General features: G+C 66.9%; 17 protein-coding genes. 12 read left to right on the forward strand and 5 right to left on the reverse strand.

Annotation, left to right across the window (positions count from 1 at the left end):
- Positions 1 to 10 precede the first annotated feature (10 nt).
- The 3 genes from AC1DS6_RS08830 (at position 11) to AC1DS6_RS08840 (ending at position 2,739) form a co-directional block, all read left to right on the forward strand.
- Positions 11 to 931, forward strand: coding sequence for an ABC transporter permease (locus AC1DS6_RS08830; RefSeq protein WP_045238644.1), 921 nt, complete (start codon positions 11 to 13; stop codon positions 929 to 931).
- A 156-nt stretch (positions 932 to 1,087) separates the two neighbouring features.
- Entirely contained in the window at positions 1,088 to 2,233 is a 1,146-nt protein-coding gene (locus AC1DS6_RS08835; protein ID WP_441632125.1) for a BMP family ABC transporter substrate-binding protein, read from the forward strand.
- A 212-nt stretch (positions 2,234 to 2,445) separates the two neighbouring features.
- On the forward strand, positions 2,446 to 2,739 hold the full coding sequence (locus AC1DS6_RS08840; RefSeq protein ID WP_045238646.1) for a YkvA family protein: 294 nt from the start codon (positions 2,446 to 2,448) through the stop codon (positions 2,737 to 2,739).
- Between the two features lie 10 nt (positions 2,740 to 2,749).
- Here the strand turns inward: AC1DS6_RS08840 and AC1DS6_RS08845 are convergent, their stop codons facing one another.
- From AC1DS6_RS08845 to AC1DS6_RS08860, 4 genes are all read right to left on the reverse strand, one after another.
- Positions 2,750 to 3,724, reverse strand: a complete 975-nt coding sequence (locus AC1DS6_RS08845) for a quinone oxidoreductase family protein (protein WP_441632127.1) — start codon at positions 3,722 to 3,724, stop codon at positions 2,750 to 2,752.
- 86 nt (positions 3,725 to 3,810) lie between these two features.
- A complete protein-coding gene (locus AC1DS6_RS08850) occupies positions 3,811 to 4,212 on the reverse strand; it encodes a methylglyoxal synthase (protein ID WP_441632129.1) in 402 nt (133 codons plus the stop codon).
- A 99-nt stretch (positions 4,213 to 4,311) separates the two neighbouring features.
- Complete coding sequence (locus AC1DS6_RS08855) at positions 4,312 to 5,100, reverse strand: SDR family oxidoreductase (protein WP_035859428.1); 789 nt, start codon at positions 5,098 to 5,100, stop codon at positions 4,312 to 4,314.
- A gap of 1 nt (position 5,101) precedes the next feature.
- A complete protein-coding gene (locus AC1DS6_RS08860) occupies positions 5,102 to 6,112 on the reverse strand; it encodes a DMT family transporter (RefSeq protein ID WP_441632131.1) in 1,011 nt (336 codons plus the stop codon).
- 392 nt (positions 6,113 to 6,504) lie between these two features.
- On the opposite strand from AC1DS6_RS08860, the gene AC1DS6_RS08865 reads away from it, so the two are divergent.
- From AC1DS6_RS08865 to AC1DS6_RS08875, 3 genes are all read left to right on the forward strand, one after another.
- Positions 6,505 to 7,467, forward strand: coding sequence for a Bug family tripartite tricarboxylate transporter substrate binding protein (locus tag AC1DS6_RS08865; protein ID WP_035859426.1), 963 nt, complete (start codon positions 6,505 to 6,507; stop codon positions 7,465 to 7,467).
- Between the two features lie 112 nt (positions 7,468 to 7,579).
- On the forward strand, positions 7,580 to 8,230 hold the full coding sequence (gene upp, locus AC1DS6_RS08870; protein ID WP_035859424.1) for a uracil phosphoribosyltransferase: 651 nt from the start codon (positions 7,580 to 7,582) through the stop codon (positions 8,228 to 8,230).
- Between the two features lie 139 nt (positions 8,231 to 8,369).
- Positions 8,370 to 8,516 (forward strand): DUF3149 domain-containing protein, encoded by a 147-nt coding sequence (locus AC1DS6_RS08875; RefSeq protein ID WP_081861985.1) that lies wholly within the window; start codon positions 8,370 to 8,372, stop codon positions 8,514 to 8,516.
- 29 nt (positions 8,517 to 8,545) lie between these two features.
- Here the strand turns inward: AC1DS6_RS08875 and AC1DS6_RS08880 are convergent, their stop codons facing one another.
- Complete coding sequence (locus AC1DS6_RS08880) at positions 8,546 to 10,093, reverse strand: helicase HerA-like C-terminal domain-containing protein (protein ID WP_477102449.1); 1,548 nt, start codon at positions 10,091 to 10,093, stop codon at positions 8,546 to 8,548.
- Positions 10,094 to 10,349: 256 nt separating this feature from the next.
- Here AC1DS6_RS08880 and AC1DS6_RS08885 point away from each other — a divergent pair, with 256 nt between their 5' ends.
- The 6 genes from AC1DS6_RS08885 to rlmH all read left to right on the forward strand — a co-directional run bounded on the left by AC1DS6_RS08885 (position 10,350) and on the right by rlmH (position 15,597).
- On the forward strand, positions 10,350 to 11,075 hold the full coding sequence (locus AC1DS6_RS08885; RefSeq protein ID WP_035859421.1) for a YebC/PmpR family DNA-binding transcriptional regulator: 726 nt from the start codon (positions 10,350 to 10,352) through the stop codon (positions 11,073 to 11,075).
- A gap of 104 nt (positions 11,076 to 11,179) precedes the next feature.
- Entirely contained in the window at positions 11,180 to 12,448 is a 1,269-nt protein-coding gene (purD, locus tag AC1DS6_RS08890) for a phosphoribosylamine--glycine ligase (RefSeq protein WP_035859419.1), read from the forward strand.
- Between the two features lie 198 nt (positions 12,449 to 12,646).
- On the forward strand, positions 12,647 to 13,558 hold the full coding sequence (hemF, locus tag AC1DS6_RS08895) for an oxygen-dependent coproporphyrinogen oxidase (protein ID WP_441634392.1): 912 nt from the start codon (positions 12,647 to 12,649) through the stop codon (positions 13,556 to 13,558).
- Positions 13,559 to 13,568: 10 nt separating this feature from the next.
- The gene (locus tag AC1DS6_RS08900) at positions 13,569 to 14,330 is read left to right on the forward strand and encodes a nicotinate-nucleotide adenylyltransferase (protein WP_441634394.1); all 762 of its coding nucleotides are present in this window, start codon (positions 13,569 to 13,571) and stop codon (positions 14,328 to 14,330) included.
- Positions 14,331 to 14,344: 14 nt separating this feature from the next.
- Entirely contained in the window at positions 14,345 to 15,103 is a 759-nt protein-coding gene (rsfS, locus tag AC1DS6_RS08905; RefSeq protein WP_477102450.1) for a ribosome silencing factor, read from the forward strand.
- Between the two features lie 23 nt (positions 15,104 to 15,126).
- The gene (rlmH, locus tag AC1DS6_RS08910; RefSeq protein WP_035859413.1) at positions 15,127 to 15,597 is read left to right on the forward strand and encodes a 23S rRNA (pseudouridine(1915)-N(3))-methyltransferase RlmH; all 471 of its coding nucleotides are present in this window, start codon (positions 15,127 to 15,129) and stop codon (positions 15,595 to 15,597) included.
- Positions 15,598 to 15,662: the final 65 nt, after the last annotated feature.

Genomic DNA, 15,662 nt, shown 5'->3' on the forward strand with positions numbered 1-15,662 from the left:
CCCACACGATATGGAACAATTCGCCCCTCTTATCGCCACGGCGATCAACGCCGGCACACCCCTGCTGCTGGCCGCGCTCGGCCTGCTGATCAACGAACGCTCCGGCGTGCTCAACCTGGGCGCCGAAGGCATGATGCTGGTGGCCGCCGCATTCGGCTTCATGGTCGGCTACCAGACGCAGTCGCCGATGCTCGGCTTTGCCGCCGGCGCGCTCGCCGGCATGCTGATGGCCACGCTGTTCTCGTGGCTGGCGCTGGTGCTGGCCACCAACCAAGTGGCCACCGGCCTGGCGCTGTCGATCTTCGGCACCGGGCTGTCGGCCTTCATGGGCCAGCGCTTCGTCGGCTTCGCCATGCCGTCGCAGGCCAGGTCGATTCCTTTCCTGGCTGATATCCCGTTCTTCGGCCCGGCCTTCTTCCAGCAGCACTGGATGGTGTATTTCAGCCTGTTCCTGTGCGGCGCCATCATGTGGTTCCTGTTCCGCACGCGCGCCGGGCTGACCCTGCGCGCGATCGGCGAGTCGCCGGAATCGGCGCACGCGCTGGGCTATCCCGTGCGGCTGATCCGCTTTGGCGCGCTGCTGTTCGGCGGTGCCTGCTGCGGGCTGGCCGGAGCCTACCTGTCTCTGGTGTACACGCCGATGTGGGTGGAGAACCTGGTGGCAGGGCGCGGCTGGATCGCGCTGGCGCTGACCACCTTCGCCACCTGGCGACCCGGCCGCGTATGGGCCGGGGCGTGGCTGTTCGGCGGCGTCACCATCCTGCAGTTCTACCTGCAAGGGATCGGTGTGTCGATGCCGTCGCAGATACTGTCGATGCTGCCCTATGCGGCCACCATCGTCGTGCTGGCGCTGATCTCGCGCAATCCGGCGTGGATCCGCCTGAACATGCCGGCCTCGCTGGGCAAACCCTTCCGCCCGGGTGTTGCCTGACCGTTGCGATTGCGGCCCGGCGCCTTGCCGGGCCGCGCCGCATTGCCCGATTTTCAGAAGTCCGCCAGAGACCTCACGCTGAAAACCCTCGTTACCAGAGCCACAGTTGCAACCTTAATCAAAGAATCAGTACCCAGGTCATCACAAGGAGAAATCATGATCGTCACGCGCAGGAAAACCCTCGCCGCACTGGCCGCCACCGCCGTGCTGGCTATCGCGGGCTGCGGCAAGAAGGAAGCCGAAAAGCCTGCGGAAAGCGCCGCCCCGGCTTCGGCCCCCGCCGCCGAGCAGAAGGCCGAACCGCTGAAGGTTGCCTTCGTCTACATCGGACCGGTCGGCGACGCGGGCTGGACCTACGCCCATGACGCAGGACGCAAGGCCGTCGAAGAAAAGTACGGCGACAAGGTGAAGACCACCTTCGTCGAGAACGTGCCGGAATCCGCCGCCGATGCGGAACGCGTGTTCCGCGACCTCGCCGCGCAAGGCAACAAGCTCATCTTCGGCACGACCTTCGGCTACATGGAGTCGATGCTCAAGGTGGCCAAGGAATTCCCGGACGTGAAGTTCGAGCACGCCACCGGCTTCAAGACCGCGGACAACCTGGCGCAGTACGACGTACGCACCTATGAAGGCGCTTACCTGGCCGGCGTGGTAGCCGGCAAGATGAGCAAGACCGGCAAGATGGGCGTGGTGGCATCGGTGCCCATCCCCGAGGTGATCCGCAATATCGACTCGTTCACCCTGGGCGCGCGCAGCGTGAATCCCAAGGCGACCGTCAAGGTGGTGTGGGTGAACAAGTGGTTCGATCCGGGCAAGGAGCGCGAAGCCGCCACCACGCTGATCGGCCAGGGCGTGGACATGCTGATGCAGAACACCGACTCCGCCGCCGTGGTACAGACCGCGCAGGAAAAGGGCGTGTACGCCTTCGGCTGGGACAGCGACATGAGCAAGTTCGGCGAGAAGGCCCACCTGGCCGCCTCGGTGATTTCGTGGGGCGTCTACTACAACAAGGTGGTGGGCGACGTGCTGGCCAACCAGTGGAAAAACAGCACCACGTGGTGGGGCCTGAAGGAAGGCATGATCGACCTGAAGGGCTTCAACGCCGTGGTGCCGGATGACGTCAAGGCACTGGTGGAAGAGCGCAAGAAGGGCGTGGCCGACGGTTCCGCGCCGATCTGGAAGGGTCCGCTCAAGGACAACACCGGCAAGGAGCAGCTGACCAAGGACCAGGTCGCCGACGATGGCTTCCTGCATGGCATCAAGTTCTACGTCGAAGGCGTGGAAGGCAAGATCCCGGGCTGAACGTCAGCACCGGTTCAAGCTGTACCGGCATCCCGCACCCGCGGGAATGCCGGTACAGCGGCGGGTCGCCTGCCAGGCCCCGCCGCTCCTCCTCGTAGTCCTCCTCTGCCCGGACTCCCCCTACGGAACTTGAAGCCCCGTGGATTGGCCCAAGCTATCTGCGAGTGGCCCGACCTGGCCACGCTGCAAGTGCAAAGTGAAGGAGGCTTCTCATGTGGAAACGATTTTCAGCACTGTGGACGCTGCTGCGGCGCGACGGCCGCCTGCTGTGGTTCGCGCTGCGCCATCCCGACGCACCGCCCTGGCTGCGGCCGGCCACGTTCGGCCTGGTGCTCTACGCCATTTCACCCATCGACCTGATTCCCGACTTTATCCTTGGCCTGGGCATCGTGGACGACGTGGTGCTGATTCCGCTGGCGGTGCACTTCATGCTCAAGCGCCTGCCGCCGCATGTGCTGCGGCAGGCCGAGGCGCGCGCCGGCGCCACTACGGTGCGCGCCCGCTAGCGCGCGCTGCTCAGGGCAGCAGGATCGTGGTGCCGGTGGTCTTGCGGCCTTCGAGATCGCGATGCGCCTGTGCCACATCCGCCAGCGCATAGCGCTGGCGCACCTCGATCCGGACCCGGCCGCTGGTCACCATTTCGAACAGTTCGGCCGCCATCGGCTCGAGCAGTTCGCGGTGCACCACGTAAGTCATCAGCGTCGGCCGCGTGACGCGCAGCGAGCCTTTGTTGCCCAGCAACGAGAGATCGAACGGCGGCACCGGACCCGATGCATTGCCGAACACCACCAGGGTGCCGCGCGGCTTCAGACAATCCAGCGAGCCATTGAAGGTATCCTTTCCGACTGAATCGTAGACCGCCGCGACGCCTTTGCCGCCGGTGATTTCCCTGACCCTGTCCACGAACGATTCGCGGGTATAGACGATGGTGTGGTCGCAGCCATGCGCGCGCGCCAGCGCGGCTTTTTCGTCACTGCCGGCGGTGCCGATCACCGTGGCGCCCAGCGCCTTGAGCCACTGGCTGGCGATCAGGCCAACCCCGCCCGCGGCGGCGTGCAGCAGCACCGTATCGCCCGGCTGCACCCGGTAGCTGTCGCGCACCAGGTATTGCGTGGTCAGGCCTTGCAGCATCATCGCCGCGCCCTGCTCGAACGAGATGGCATCGGGCAGGCGCACCACGATATCGGCAGGCATCACCCGTACCTGCGCATAGGCGCCCGTCGGGCGGCCGGCATAGGCGACACGGTCACCCACGCCGAGGTGCGGCACGCCATCGCCCACGGCCTCCACCACGCCGGCGCCTTCCATGCCGAGTCCGCCCGGCAGCGCCTGCTTGTACAGCCCGGTGCGGAAGTAAACGTCGATGTAGTTGAGGCCGACCGCCTCGTGCCGCACGCGGACCTCGCCGGGGCCGGGATCCCCGACCTCGACGTCGACCCACTGCATCACCTCGGGGCCGCCGGTCTCGAAAATGCGGATGGCTTTGCTCATGTCTCGCTCCTGTTCCTGTTGATGCTTGTCGATGCGTATCGATGCGCATCGGCAAACGATGTCATGCGCGGTACGCGCGGAAACGATCAGGCCGGCTTGCCCGGCTCCGGGTATAGACGCCGCAACTCCGCGATCAACAGGTCGGCGGTCGCCACGTTGGTGGCGCAAGGCACGTTGTGCACGTCGCAGGCGCGCACCAGTGCATTGATATCGGGTTCGTGCGGCTGTGGCGTCATCGGATCGCGCAGGAAGATCACCACGCCGACGCGGCCCTCGGCCAGTTGCGCGCCGATCTGCAGGTCGCCGCCCCAGGGGCCGGACAGCATGCGCGTCACCGTGAGGCCGATTTCGTCGCTCAGGCGGCCGCCCGTGGTGCCGGTTGCCAGCAGTTCACAACGCGACAGGAAATCGCGATGGCGGCCGGCAAAGGCCACGATGTCATCTTTCTTGTGGTCGTGCGCGATCAGCGCGATACGGGGGGGAGTCATCGGCGTCATCCTGGCCAGTCAGCAAAGGCCGGGCCGGTGCGGCCCGGCGGGAAACACGCCGGGCGGCGGCACTGCCACCGCCCGGAGGGGGGCAGGCGCTCAGAACGTGCCGGGGTAAGCGCCGCCGTCGAGCAGGACGTTCTGCCCGGTCATGTAGGCCGCCTGGCGGCTGCACAGGAAGGCGCAGGTGGCGCCGAACTCGGCCGGCTCGCCGAAGCGGCGGCTCGGGTTCAACGCGGCGCGGCGCTGCGCGACTTCCTCGATGGACAGGCCGGCCTGCTTGGCGCCGCCTTCCATGGTCTTGTAGAGGCGGTCGGTATTGAACGGGCCGGGCAGCAGGTTGTTGACGGTCACGCCATGCTGCGCCACTTCGCGCGCCAGCCCGGCGACGAAGCCGGTCAGGCCGGAGCGTGCGCCGTTGGACAGCCCGAGCACGTCGATCGGCGCCTTGACGGCACCGCTGGTGATATTGATGATGCGGCCCCATTTGCGCGCGATCATGCCATCCACAGTGGCCTTGATCAGTTCGATCGGCGTCAGCATATTGGCATCGATCGCTGCCAGCCAGGTATCACGGTCCCAGTCGCGGAAGTTGCCCGGCGGCGGCCCGCCCGCGTTGTTGACGAGGATGTCCAGGTCGCCCAGCTTGGCGACGGCGTCCAGCGCCAGCTTGCGCCCCGCCGGGGTGGTGATGTCGGTGGCGACAGGCACCACGCGCCGGCCGTGGCGCGCGCGCAGGTCCGCCGCCGCCTTTTCCAGCGCCTCGGCGCCGCGCGCCACGATCACCACGTCCACGCCTTCGGCAGCCAGCGCATCGGCGCAGGCGAAACCGAGACCCTTGCTGGCGCCGCACACCAGCGCATGCTTGCCGCGCAATCCTAGATCCATCTCATCGACTCCTTGTGTCATCGAGGCGGCCACCCGCCTGCTTGTTATCCTGCGTGCCCTTCGCACCGCCGCGCCCCTTGGCTCCGGGGCGCGCCGACAGTAAATATATCCCGCCCATCACCAATGCGCTGCCGGCAAGCTGCACGCCGGTGATCGGCTCGCCCAGCAGCCAGAAGCCGAGAAACAAGGTGGACACCGGCCCGAGCATGCCCGCCTGCGACGCCATCGGCGCGCCGATGCGCGCCACCGCCACCATGGTCAGCGACACCGGAAGCACCGTGCAGAACACCGAGTTGACCAGCGACAGCCACATCACCGGCGCCGGCTGCAACAGCGCCGCCAGCGGACGTCCCAGCACCAGGTATTGCACCACGCAGCAGGCGGTGGAAACGCACATCGCATAGGCCACGAGCCGCAGCGACCCGATACGCTGCACCAGTTCGCCCGAGGCAATCAGGTAAATGCCATAGGTGAGTGCGCTGCCCAGCACCAGCGCGGCACCGAGCCACACGCCGCTGCCGCTCACGTCGAGATCATGCGCGAAAACCAGCACGATGCCTATATAGGCAAGCAGCAAGGACAGCCATTGCCGGGTGCTGATGCTGCGTTTGAACAGCACCGCGCTGGCCAGCAGCACGAAGGATGGCGTCAGGAACAGGATCAGCCGTTCCAGCCCTGCGGTGATGTACTGCAGCCCGAGGAAGTCGAGGAAGCTCGACAGGTAGTAGCCGATGATGCCAAGGAAGACGATGCGGCCACGGTCGGCCCAGGACAGCGCCGGCAGCCGGCGCGACTGCCACCAGCCGATGGCCATGAACAGCGGCACGGCGAACAGCATGCGCAGGCTGATGACCATGACCGCGTCGACGTCGTAGCGGTACATCAGCTTGGCGACGATCGCCTTGCCGGAGAAGAGGATGGCGCCGACGGCGGCCACGGCAAGGCCGGCGCGCTGCGATGCCGGCTGGGCGGGAGACACGCTGCTGGTGCTGGAGAGCTGGGATGCTGACACGGGAAAGCCGGATAGAAGGGCCGCGCGCCGCCGAGGGCAAGGCGGACCGCTGAAGACGCGAGCCATTGTATTCGAAAAGAGTCAACTGCATCCGGCGCCCATTGCCCTGCGTGCGGCCGCTGGGCGATGTCACCTTCCTTGAGGAATCCCCCATGCAACGCACCCTCTCCTGCCTGGCTCCGGTTTCGACCGGATGGCGGCGACGGCGCCGCTGGCAGGCATCCTGAAACTGCCGTAAGCTCGCCGCTCGGCGCGTGCGACACGTGCCCAATAAGAAGAACCAGGAGCATTCACTCATGACGGCAGCACCCCTTTCCCTAGTGTCCCCTCGCTTCGCCTTCCGCGGCAATCGTCGCGCGCCGCGGACCGGCCAGCATGGCGCCCGCCCGCTGATGGCCGCCGTGGCCGCGGCGGCCGCGCTCGCGGCCGGCTGGTTGCCCGGCGCCGCCAGCGCCGCGGATTTCCCCGCCAAGCCGATCCGCTTTATCGTGCCCTATGCCGCAGGCGGCACCACCGACCTGGTCGCGCGCACCGTCGGCCAGAAAGTAGCCGAGAAGCTCGGCCAGCCGGTGGTGGTGGAAAACCGCCCCGGAGCGGGCGGCAATATCGGCATGGAGGCGGTCGCCAAGGCCGCGCCGGACGGCTACACCATCGGCTTCGGCGCGATCTCGACCAATGCGCTCAACCCGCATATCTACAAGCACGTGCCATTCGATCCGCGCAAGGACTTCACCGCGGTGAGCCTGCTCGGCACCTCGACCATCGTGCTGGAAGTCAGCAACAGCCTGCCGGTGAAAACCGTGTCGGAACTGGTCAGCTATGCCAAGGCGCACCCCGGCCTGACCTACGCGACCGCGGGAACCGGCACGTCGATGCACCTGGCCGGCGCGATGTTCTCGCAGATGACGCAGGCGGGCCTTACCCATGTGCCATACAAAGGCAGCAGCCCGGCCATCAACGATATGCTGGGCGGCCATGTGCAGGTAATGTTCGACAACCTGCCCGCCTCGCTGCCGCACATCCAGGGCGGCAAGCTGCGCGCGCTGGCCGTGGCCGGCAAGAGCCGCTCGCCCGCCCTGCCGAATGTGCCGACGCTGGCCGAGGCCGGCCTGGCTGGCTACGCTGTCGAGCCGTGGTTCGGCGTGTACGGGCCCGCCGGCATGCCCGCGCCGGTGGTGCAGGCGCTCAATGCCGCCTTCGTCGAGGCGCTGGGCAATGCGGACGTCAAGGACAAGCTGGTCCAGGCGGGCTTCAACCCGAAGGGCTCGAGCGCGGCGGAACTGCAGTCGCTGACGCTGTCCGAGTACGAGAAATTCGGCAAGGTCGCCAAGAGCGCCAGCATCTCGGTGGATTGAGCGGCGGGCCCCGCGCGCTGCCGGCCGGGACACTGCCGGGGGCGCGCGGCTGCGCATCCATTACAATCCGGCTGCACCGGGCCTTCGCGCCCACTCCAGCCGCCTACCCGCCATGAAGCAAGATCCGCGTTTCCCCAAGCTGTACATCCTCGATCACCCGCTGATCCAGCACAAGCTCTCCCATATGCGCGACAAGGACACGTCCACGCGCACATTCCGCGAACTGCTGCGGGAGATCACGCTGCTGATGGGCTATGAAATCACGCGCAACCTGCCGCTCACCACGCGTCACATCGAGACGCCGCTGGTCGAACTGGATGCACCCGTGATTGCCGGCAAGAAGCTCACCATCGTGCCGGTGCTGCGCGCCGGCGTGGGCATGAGCGACGGCCTGGTCGAGCTGATTCCTTCGGCGCGCATCGGTCATATCGGTGTCTACCGAGATGACCAGCATCGCCCCGTGGAATACCTGGTTCGCCTGCCCGATGTGGAAGACCGCAGCTTTATCCTGTGCGATCCGATGGTCGCCACCGGCTACTCCGCCGCGCACGCGGTCGACGTGCTGAAGCGCCGCGGCGTCGCGGACGAGGCGATCACCTTCGTCGCGCTGGTGGCTGCGCCGGAAGGCGTGGAAGTCTTCCAGAAGGCACACCCAGGCGTGAAGCTGTTCGTGGCCTCGCTGGACAGCCATCTGGACGAGCACGCCTACATCATTCCGGGCCTGGGCGACGCCGGCGACCGGCTGTTCGGGACCAAGAACTGAGCGTTCCCTTGAAAACGGATCAGGCCGCGCGCTCTCTGCGCCCGGCTTGATCCGCCTCAACCCGCGCGGCGAGGGGTCTGCCTAGACTGGCGGCAACGGCACATGATCCGGTGTGCCGTGCCTGACCAGGGAGACCCAGATGGCAGCCTTGAAGATCCTGTTTACCACCGGCACCGGGCTGATGAGCCTCGGCGTCATTGGCTTCATCATCGGCATGGGGTGGTTCTTCACCCGGCTGTTCCTGCGCAAGATGCGGGAAGACGAGGCGGCGGCGCAACGCCGCTGAACCGGCCGCCGGCGCCGTCCGGCTTTCGCCTATTTCTTCTTGCCGGAACCCAGCAGGCTGCCCAGCACGCCGCGGATCAGCTCGCGCCCGACTTGCGAGCCGACCGTGCGCGCCGCCGACTTGGCCATCGACTCCAGGATGGAATCGCCGCGCCCGGTCTTGCCGGTGCCCTTGGTCAGCCCGCCAAAGATTTCGCCCGCCTGGTCGAGCCAGCCGCCACCCTGTGCGGGTGCCTGCTCCGGCTGGCCTGCCGTGGGCGCTGGCGCGCCGTTGCCGGCGGTGGACGGGGATGACGCCGGCGCGACCGCCCGGCCCTTGAGTTTCTCGTAGGCCGACTCGCGATCGATCGCCTGCTCGTAGGTGCCGGCTACCAGCGACGCAGCCAGCAACTGCTTGCGCTCGTCATCGGTGATGGGGCCGATCCGGCTGCCGGGCGCCATTATCCAGGCACGTTCCGTCATGCCGGGAATGCCCTTGGCGTCGAGCAGCGACACCAGCGCCTCGCCCACGCCGAGTTCCCCGATCGCCTTCTCCAGGTCCAGGCCTGGCTTGGCGCGCATGGTGGTCGCCGCCACCTTGACAGCCTTCTGGTCGCGCGGCGTGAAGGCGCGCAGCGCATGCTGCACGCGGTTGCCGAGCTGCCCCAGCACCGTGTCGGGAATATCGACGGGATTCTGCGTGACGAAATACACGCCAACGCCCTTGGAGCGGATCAGGCGCACCACCTGCTCGATCTTGTCGAGCAGGCCCTTGGGCGCGTCGTTGAACAGCAGGTGCGCCTCGTCGAAGAAGAACACCAGCTTGGGCTTGTCGAGATCGCCGGCCTCGGGCAGCTTCTCGAACAGTTCCGACAGCAGCCACAACAGGAAGGTGGCGTAGAGCTTGGGCGAATTCAGCAGCTTGTCGGCGGCCAGGATATTCACCACGCCCTGCCCGTTCTCGGTCTGGATGAAATCATCCAGGTTGAGCATGGGCTCGCCGAAGAACGCATCGGCGCCTTGCGATTCCAGCGCCATCAGGCCGCGCTGGATGGCGCCGATCGAGGCTGCCGAGATATTGCCGTATTCGGTGGTGAACTGCCCGGCGTTGTCGCCCACGTACTGCAGCATGGCGCGCAGGTCCTTGGCGTCGAGCAGCAACAGCCCGTTGGCGTCGGCGATGCGGAATACCAGGTTGAGCACGCCCTGCTGGGTGTCGTTGAGGTCCAGCATGCGCGACAGCAGCAGCGGCCCCATATGCGAGACCGTCGCCCGCACGGGATGGCCCTTCTGCCCGAAGACGTCCCAAAGCGTGGTAGGGCAGGCGCCCCACGCCGGCTCGGGCAGGCCCAGGTCAGCCAGGCGCGCCTTGAGCTTGTCGGAGAGCTTGCCCGGCTGGGAGATGCCGGTCAGGTCACCTTTGACGTCGGCCATGAAGACCGGCACGCCCAGCCGCGAAAAACCCTGGGCCAGGCTTTGCAGCGTCACGGTCTTGCCGGTGCCGGTGGCGCCGGTGATCAGGCCGTGCCGGTTGCCCATCTCGGGCAGCAGGGCAAGTTCGAGCTCGGCGTTCTTGGCGATGAGGATGGGTTCGGCCATGGTTTCTCTGGTTGGCAGGCAGCACAGCGGCATCGCCGCGACCGTCCCCGCCCGTGCGCCGCCCCCCGTGATCGCGGGACCGGCGGCGGCGGGGCCGCGTGATAAAATGCTGGGCTGATTATAGCCAGCCCCCAGGCCGGCTCACAGACACACAACACCATCCAGCCGTGCCGCCGATCACCCGTTGTTCGCCCGGCACGGCCGGCGCGCGCCGTCAGGGCGCGCGCATCAAACGTTTTGCGCTTCGGAGAGAATCATGGCCGGTCACTCAAAATGGGCCAATATCAAACACAAGAAAGCCGCCGCTGACGCCAAGCGCGGCAAGGTCTGGACCCGCCTGATCAAGGAAATCACCGTCGCCGCGAAGCTCGGCGGCGGCGATGCCGATTCCAACCCGCGCCTGCGCCTGTCCATGGACAAGGCGATGGACGCGAACATGCCGAAGGACAACATCCAGCGCGCCATCCAGCGCGGCGTGGGTGGCCTGGAAGGCGCCAACTACGAAGAAATCCGCTACGAGGGCTACGGCCTGGCCGGCGCGGCCATCATCGTCGACTGCCTCACCGACAACCGTACCCGCACCGTGGCCGAAGTGCGCCATGCCTTCTCCAAGAACGGCGGCAACATGGGCACGGAAGGCTCGGTGGCGTTCATGTTCACCCACTGCGGCCAGTTCCTGTTCGCCCCCGGCACCGCCGAGGACAAGCTGATGGAAGTCGCGCTGGAAGCCGGCGCCGACGATGTCGTCACCAACGACGACGAATCGATCGAAGTGCTGTGCCCGCCCAACGATTTCGCCACGGTCAAGGCCGCGCTGGAAGCCGCGGGTTTCAAGGCCGAGATGGCCGACGTCACGATGAAGCCGCAGAACGAAGTCAGCTTCTCCGGCGACGACGCCGTCAAGATGCAAAAGCTGCTCGACGCCCTGGAAAACCTGGACGACGTGCAGGAAGTCTTCACCAACGCGGTGATCGAGGAGTAAGGCGGGATCGGGCAAGACCTCGCCTCACGGCGGCAGCGCGGTTCGATGAGCCATGGCTGCCGCTTTTCGCATTTCGCATGCGTCATTTTTTCTGGCAGTAGATCATGAAAGTATTGGTTGTCGGCTCGGGTGGTCGTGAACACGCGATGGCCTGGAAATTGGCCCAGTCGCCCAAGGTGCAGGTGGTGTACGTGGCGCCGGGCAATGGCGGCACCGCGCTCGACAAGCGTCTGCAGAACGTGCCCCTGACGGATCCGGAAGTGCTGGCCGCCTTTGCCGAGCGCGAGGGCGTGCATTTCACGGTAGTCGGCCCCGAGGCGCCGCTGGCGGCCGGCATCGTCGATATCTTCCGTGCCAAGGGCCTGCGCATTTTCGGCCCCACGCAAGCGGCGGCCCAGCTGGAATCGTCCAAGGATTTCGCCAAGGCGTTCATGCAGCGCCACGGCATCCCGACCGCCGCCTACCAGACCTTCAACGACGCCGCCGCGGCGCATGCCTACATCGACGCGCAGGGCGCGCCGATCGTGATCAAGGCCGACGGCCTGGCCGCCGGCAAGGGCGTGGTGGTTGCCGCCACGCTGGAAGAAGCGCACGCCGCGGTCGACATGATGCTGGCCGACAACCGCCTCGGCGATGCCGGCGCGCGCGTGGTGATCGAGGAATTCCTCGAAGGCGAGGAGGCCAGCTTTATCGTGCTGGTGGACGGCAGGAACGTCCTCGCACTGGCTACCAGCCAGGACCACAAGCGTCTGCTCGATCACGACGCCGGCCCCAACACCGGCGGCATGGGCGCGTATTCGCCGGCGCCGGTGGTCACGCCCGCGCTGCATGCCCGCGCCTTGCGCGAGATCATCATGCCGACCGTGCGCGGCATGGAAAAGGACGGCATCGTCTACACCGGCTTCCTCTACGCCGGCCTGATGATCGACGCCGAAGGCAACCTCAAGACGCTGGAATTCAACTGCCGCATGGGCGACCCGGAAACCCAGCCGATCCTGGCCCGCCTGAAGACCGACCTGGTCGACGTGATGGAGCACGCGGTCACCGGCAAGCTCGACGAGATCGAACTGGACTGGGACCGCCGCACCGCGCTGGGCGTGGTGATGGCCGCTTATGGCTATCCCGACGCTCCGCGCAAGGGCGACGCCATTACCGGCATCCCGGCCGAGACCGAGGAAAGCGTGACCTTCCACGCCGGCACCACGCTCAAGGACGGCACCCTGCTGACCACGGGCGGCCGTGTCCTGTGCGTGGTGGGGCTGGCGGATACCGTCAAGGCAGCACAACGCGCGGCCTACAGCGCGGCCGAGAAGATCCACTTCGATGGCATGCAGTACCGCACCGACATCGGCTACCGCGCCATCAAACGGTAAAGGGACGAATAGATCCGCCGCGCGGCCCATGGCGGGCCGCTCACTACGATTTCTTGGCCCGTTACGGCGCTTTGCGCTGAATTTGCCGAATCCGGCCAAGTGTTGTCCCAGCCAGTACAATCATGACATCGCCATGACGGCCGGGCAGGTTAACTGACCTGCCCGGCCGTCACCGCTCCGGCCACCCGCCCGCACACCATGATCGATTCCCAGGCAGTCCGTGCCTATCTGCTCGGTCTGCAAGACCGTATCACCGACGCTGTCGCCGCCATCGACGGCACGGCGTTTTCCACCGATGCCTGGGAGAAGCCGCCCACCGAGCGCCTGCGCGGCAGCGGCCGCACCCGTATCCTGGAAGGTGGCGCCGTGATGGAGCGCGCCGGCGTGGGCTTCTCGCACGTGCGCGGCGACGCGTTGCCGCCCTCGGCCACGGCCAACCGGCCCGAGCTGGCCGGCCGCGGCTTCGAGGCGCTGGGCGTCTCGCTGGTGTTCCACCCGCGCAATCCCTACGTCCCGACCGTGCACATGAACGTGCGCTGCCTGATGGCGGTGAAGGATGGCGCCGAGCCGGTCTGGTGGTTTGGCGGCGGCATGGACCTGACGCCGTACTACGGGAACGCCGAAGACTGCAGGCACTTCCACGTCACCTGCCGCGATGCGCTCGCGCCCTATGGCGGCGAACTCTATCCGCGCTTCAAGCAATGGTGCGACGAATACTTCTTCCTCAAGCACCGGGGCGAAGCGCGCGGCATTGGCGGCATCTTCTTCGATGACTTCTCCGCGCTGGGCTTCGATCGCAGCTTTGCCATGATGCAATCCGTGGGCGATGCATTCCTGGAGGCCTACCTGCCGATCCTGCAGGCGCGCAAGGATACGCCCTATGGCGAACGCGAGCGGGAATTCCAGGCCTACCGCCGTGGCCGCTATGTGGAATTCAACCTGGTATTCGACCGCGGCACGCATTTCGGGCTGCAATCGGGCGGACGCAGCGAATCGATCCTGATGTCGATGCCGCCGCTGGCAAGCTGGCGCTACGACTGGCAGCCGGAGCCGGGCAGCGCGGAAAGCGCGCTGTACACCGACTTCCTGCCCGTGCGCGAGTGGGCCTGACGGCAACCCCATGGCACACGACATTGCACGACCGCTCACCGCCAACGCGGCAGACGCAAGCAACCGCACCCGCCCCTACCGCCTCGGCATCCTCGGCGGCACCTTCGATCCGCCCCATATCGGCCACGTGGCGCTGGCCAGGCTTTGCATCGAGCATCTCGAACTGGACGAACTGGTCTGGATCCCGACCGGCCAGTCATGGCAAAAAGGCGACGACGTCACCCCCGCCGCCGACCGCCTCGCCATGACCGAACTGGCCGCGCAGGCGCTGTCCGACACGCGCGCGCTGGTCCATGCCAGCCGCATGGAAGTCGATCGCGCGGGCCCCAGCTACACCGTCGATACCGTGCACGAACTGCGCCAGCACTATGGCCCCACCGCTTCGCTGGCCTGGCTCATGGGTGCCGACCAGTTGCTGCGCCTGCACACCTGGCATGGCTGGCAGGAACTGTTCGCCGACGTCCACCTTTGCGTGGCGACGCGACCCGGTTTCGACCTCGCCGAACTCGATGGTCCGGTGCGGGAAGAGCTCGCCGCGCGGCGGGCGTCCACCGACCTGATACAATCCATGCCCTCCGGCCGCATGTGGATCGACCAGACGCTAGCCGTCGACCTCTCCTCCACCGCCCTACGCCAACGCCTGGCTGCCGGACAACCGGCAGATGACCAGCTGCCGTCCGGCGTGGCACACTACATCGCGAGCCGCGGCCTGTATCGGCCGACCCAGTCGGATCTGCCCATCCCGGCCCGCCCCCAAACCGATCTCAGCTGAACTGAAAAAGCACCATGGATATTCGTAAACTGCAACGCGCCATCGTCGACGGCCTCGAGGATGTCAAAGCGCAGGACATCAAGGTGTACGACACCACCCACCTGACGGAACTGTTCGACCGGGTGGTGATCGCCAGCGGGACTTCGAACCGACAGACCAAGGCGCTGGCCGCCTCGGTCCGCGATACCGTCAAGGACGCCGGCGGCCATATCGTCGCGGTGGAAGGGCTGGAAACGGGCGAATGGGTGCTGGTGGACTGCGGCGACGCGGTGGTCCACATCATGCAGCCGCAGTTGCGCATGTACTACAACCTGGAAGAACTCTGGGGCGACAAGCCGGTACGGCTCAAGCTGTCCACCGCCAAGAAGGGCCTGGCCAAGGCCAGCGAGCCCATCGACGGCGAAGACGAGGACGACAGCCCGGTGGTGCGCACCGCACGCCGCGCCACCGGCCTGCGCCCGGCCCTGGCCCGCCTGCCCGAAGGCATGAAAGAGCCTTCGCCGCCGCTTGGCCATGAAGACACCGATCCGGACGCCATCGCCACCAACCGCGCCCCGACCGTACAGAAGCGCCTGACCAGCGCGCTGGGCTCGGCCCCGGCACGCAAGGCGCCGGCCAAGTCCGCCGCGCCGCGCAAGACCGCCGCCGGTACCGGCGCGGCACGCAAGACCGCCACCAAGACCGCAGCGACCAAAACGGCCGCCAAGGCACCCGCGAAGACGGCTGCCACCAAGGCACCGGCCGCGCGCAAGCGCACCACCCGCTCGGCCTGAGCGGAACCGCTCCGCTTCCCGTCATGCAGTTGCTGATCGTGGCCGTTGGCCACAAGATGCCCGGCTGGATCGAAACCGGTTTCGCCGAGTACGCGAAGCGCATGCCACCCGAGCTGCGCATCGAGCTGCGCGAAATCAAGCCCGAGGCGCGCTCGTCGAGCAATAACGCCACCACCGTGATGCAGCGCGAGGCGGCCCGCATCGAGGCGGCGCTGCCCAAGCAATGCCGCATCGTGGCACTGGATGAGCGCGGGCGCGATCTCACCACCGTGCAACTCGCCGCCCAGCTGGGCGACTGGCAGCGCGAAGGCGGCGACGTCGCCTTCCTGATCGGCGGCGCGGACGGGCTGGATCCGGCGCTGAAGGCGCGCGCGCAGACGCTGCTGCGCCTGTCCAGCCTGACCATGCCGCATGGCATGGTGCGCGTACTGCTGGCCGAGCAGCTTTACCGCGCCTGGTCGGTGACGCAGAATCATCCGTACCATCGCGCCTGAAGCTGGCTGGCCGCCGCCAGTGGCACGCAGCGGGCGAGGCCGGCAGGTACAATGCGACCGAAGCG

Source organism: Cupriavidus sp. 05L310, from assembly GCF_056398185.1.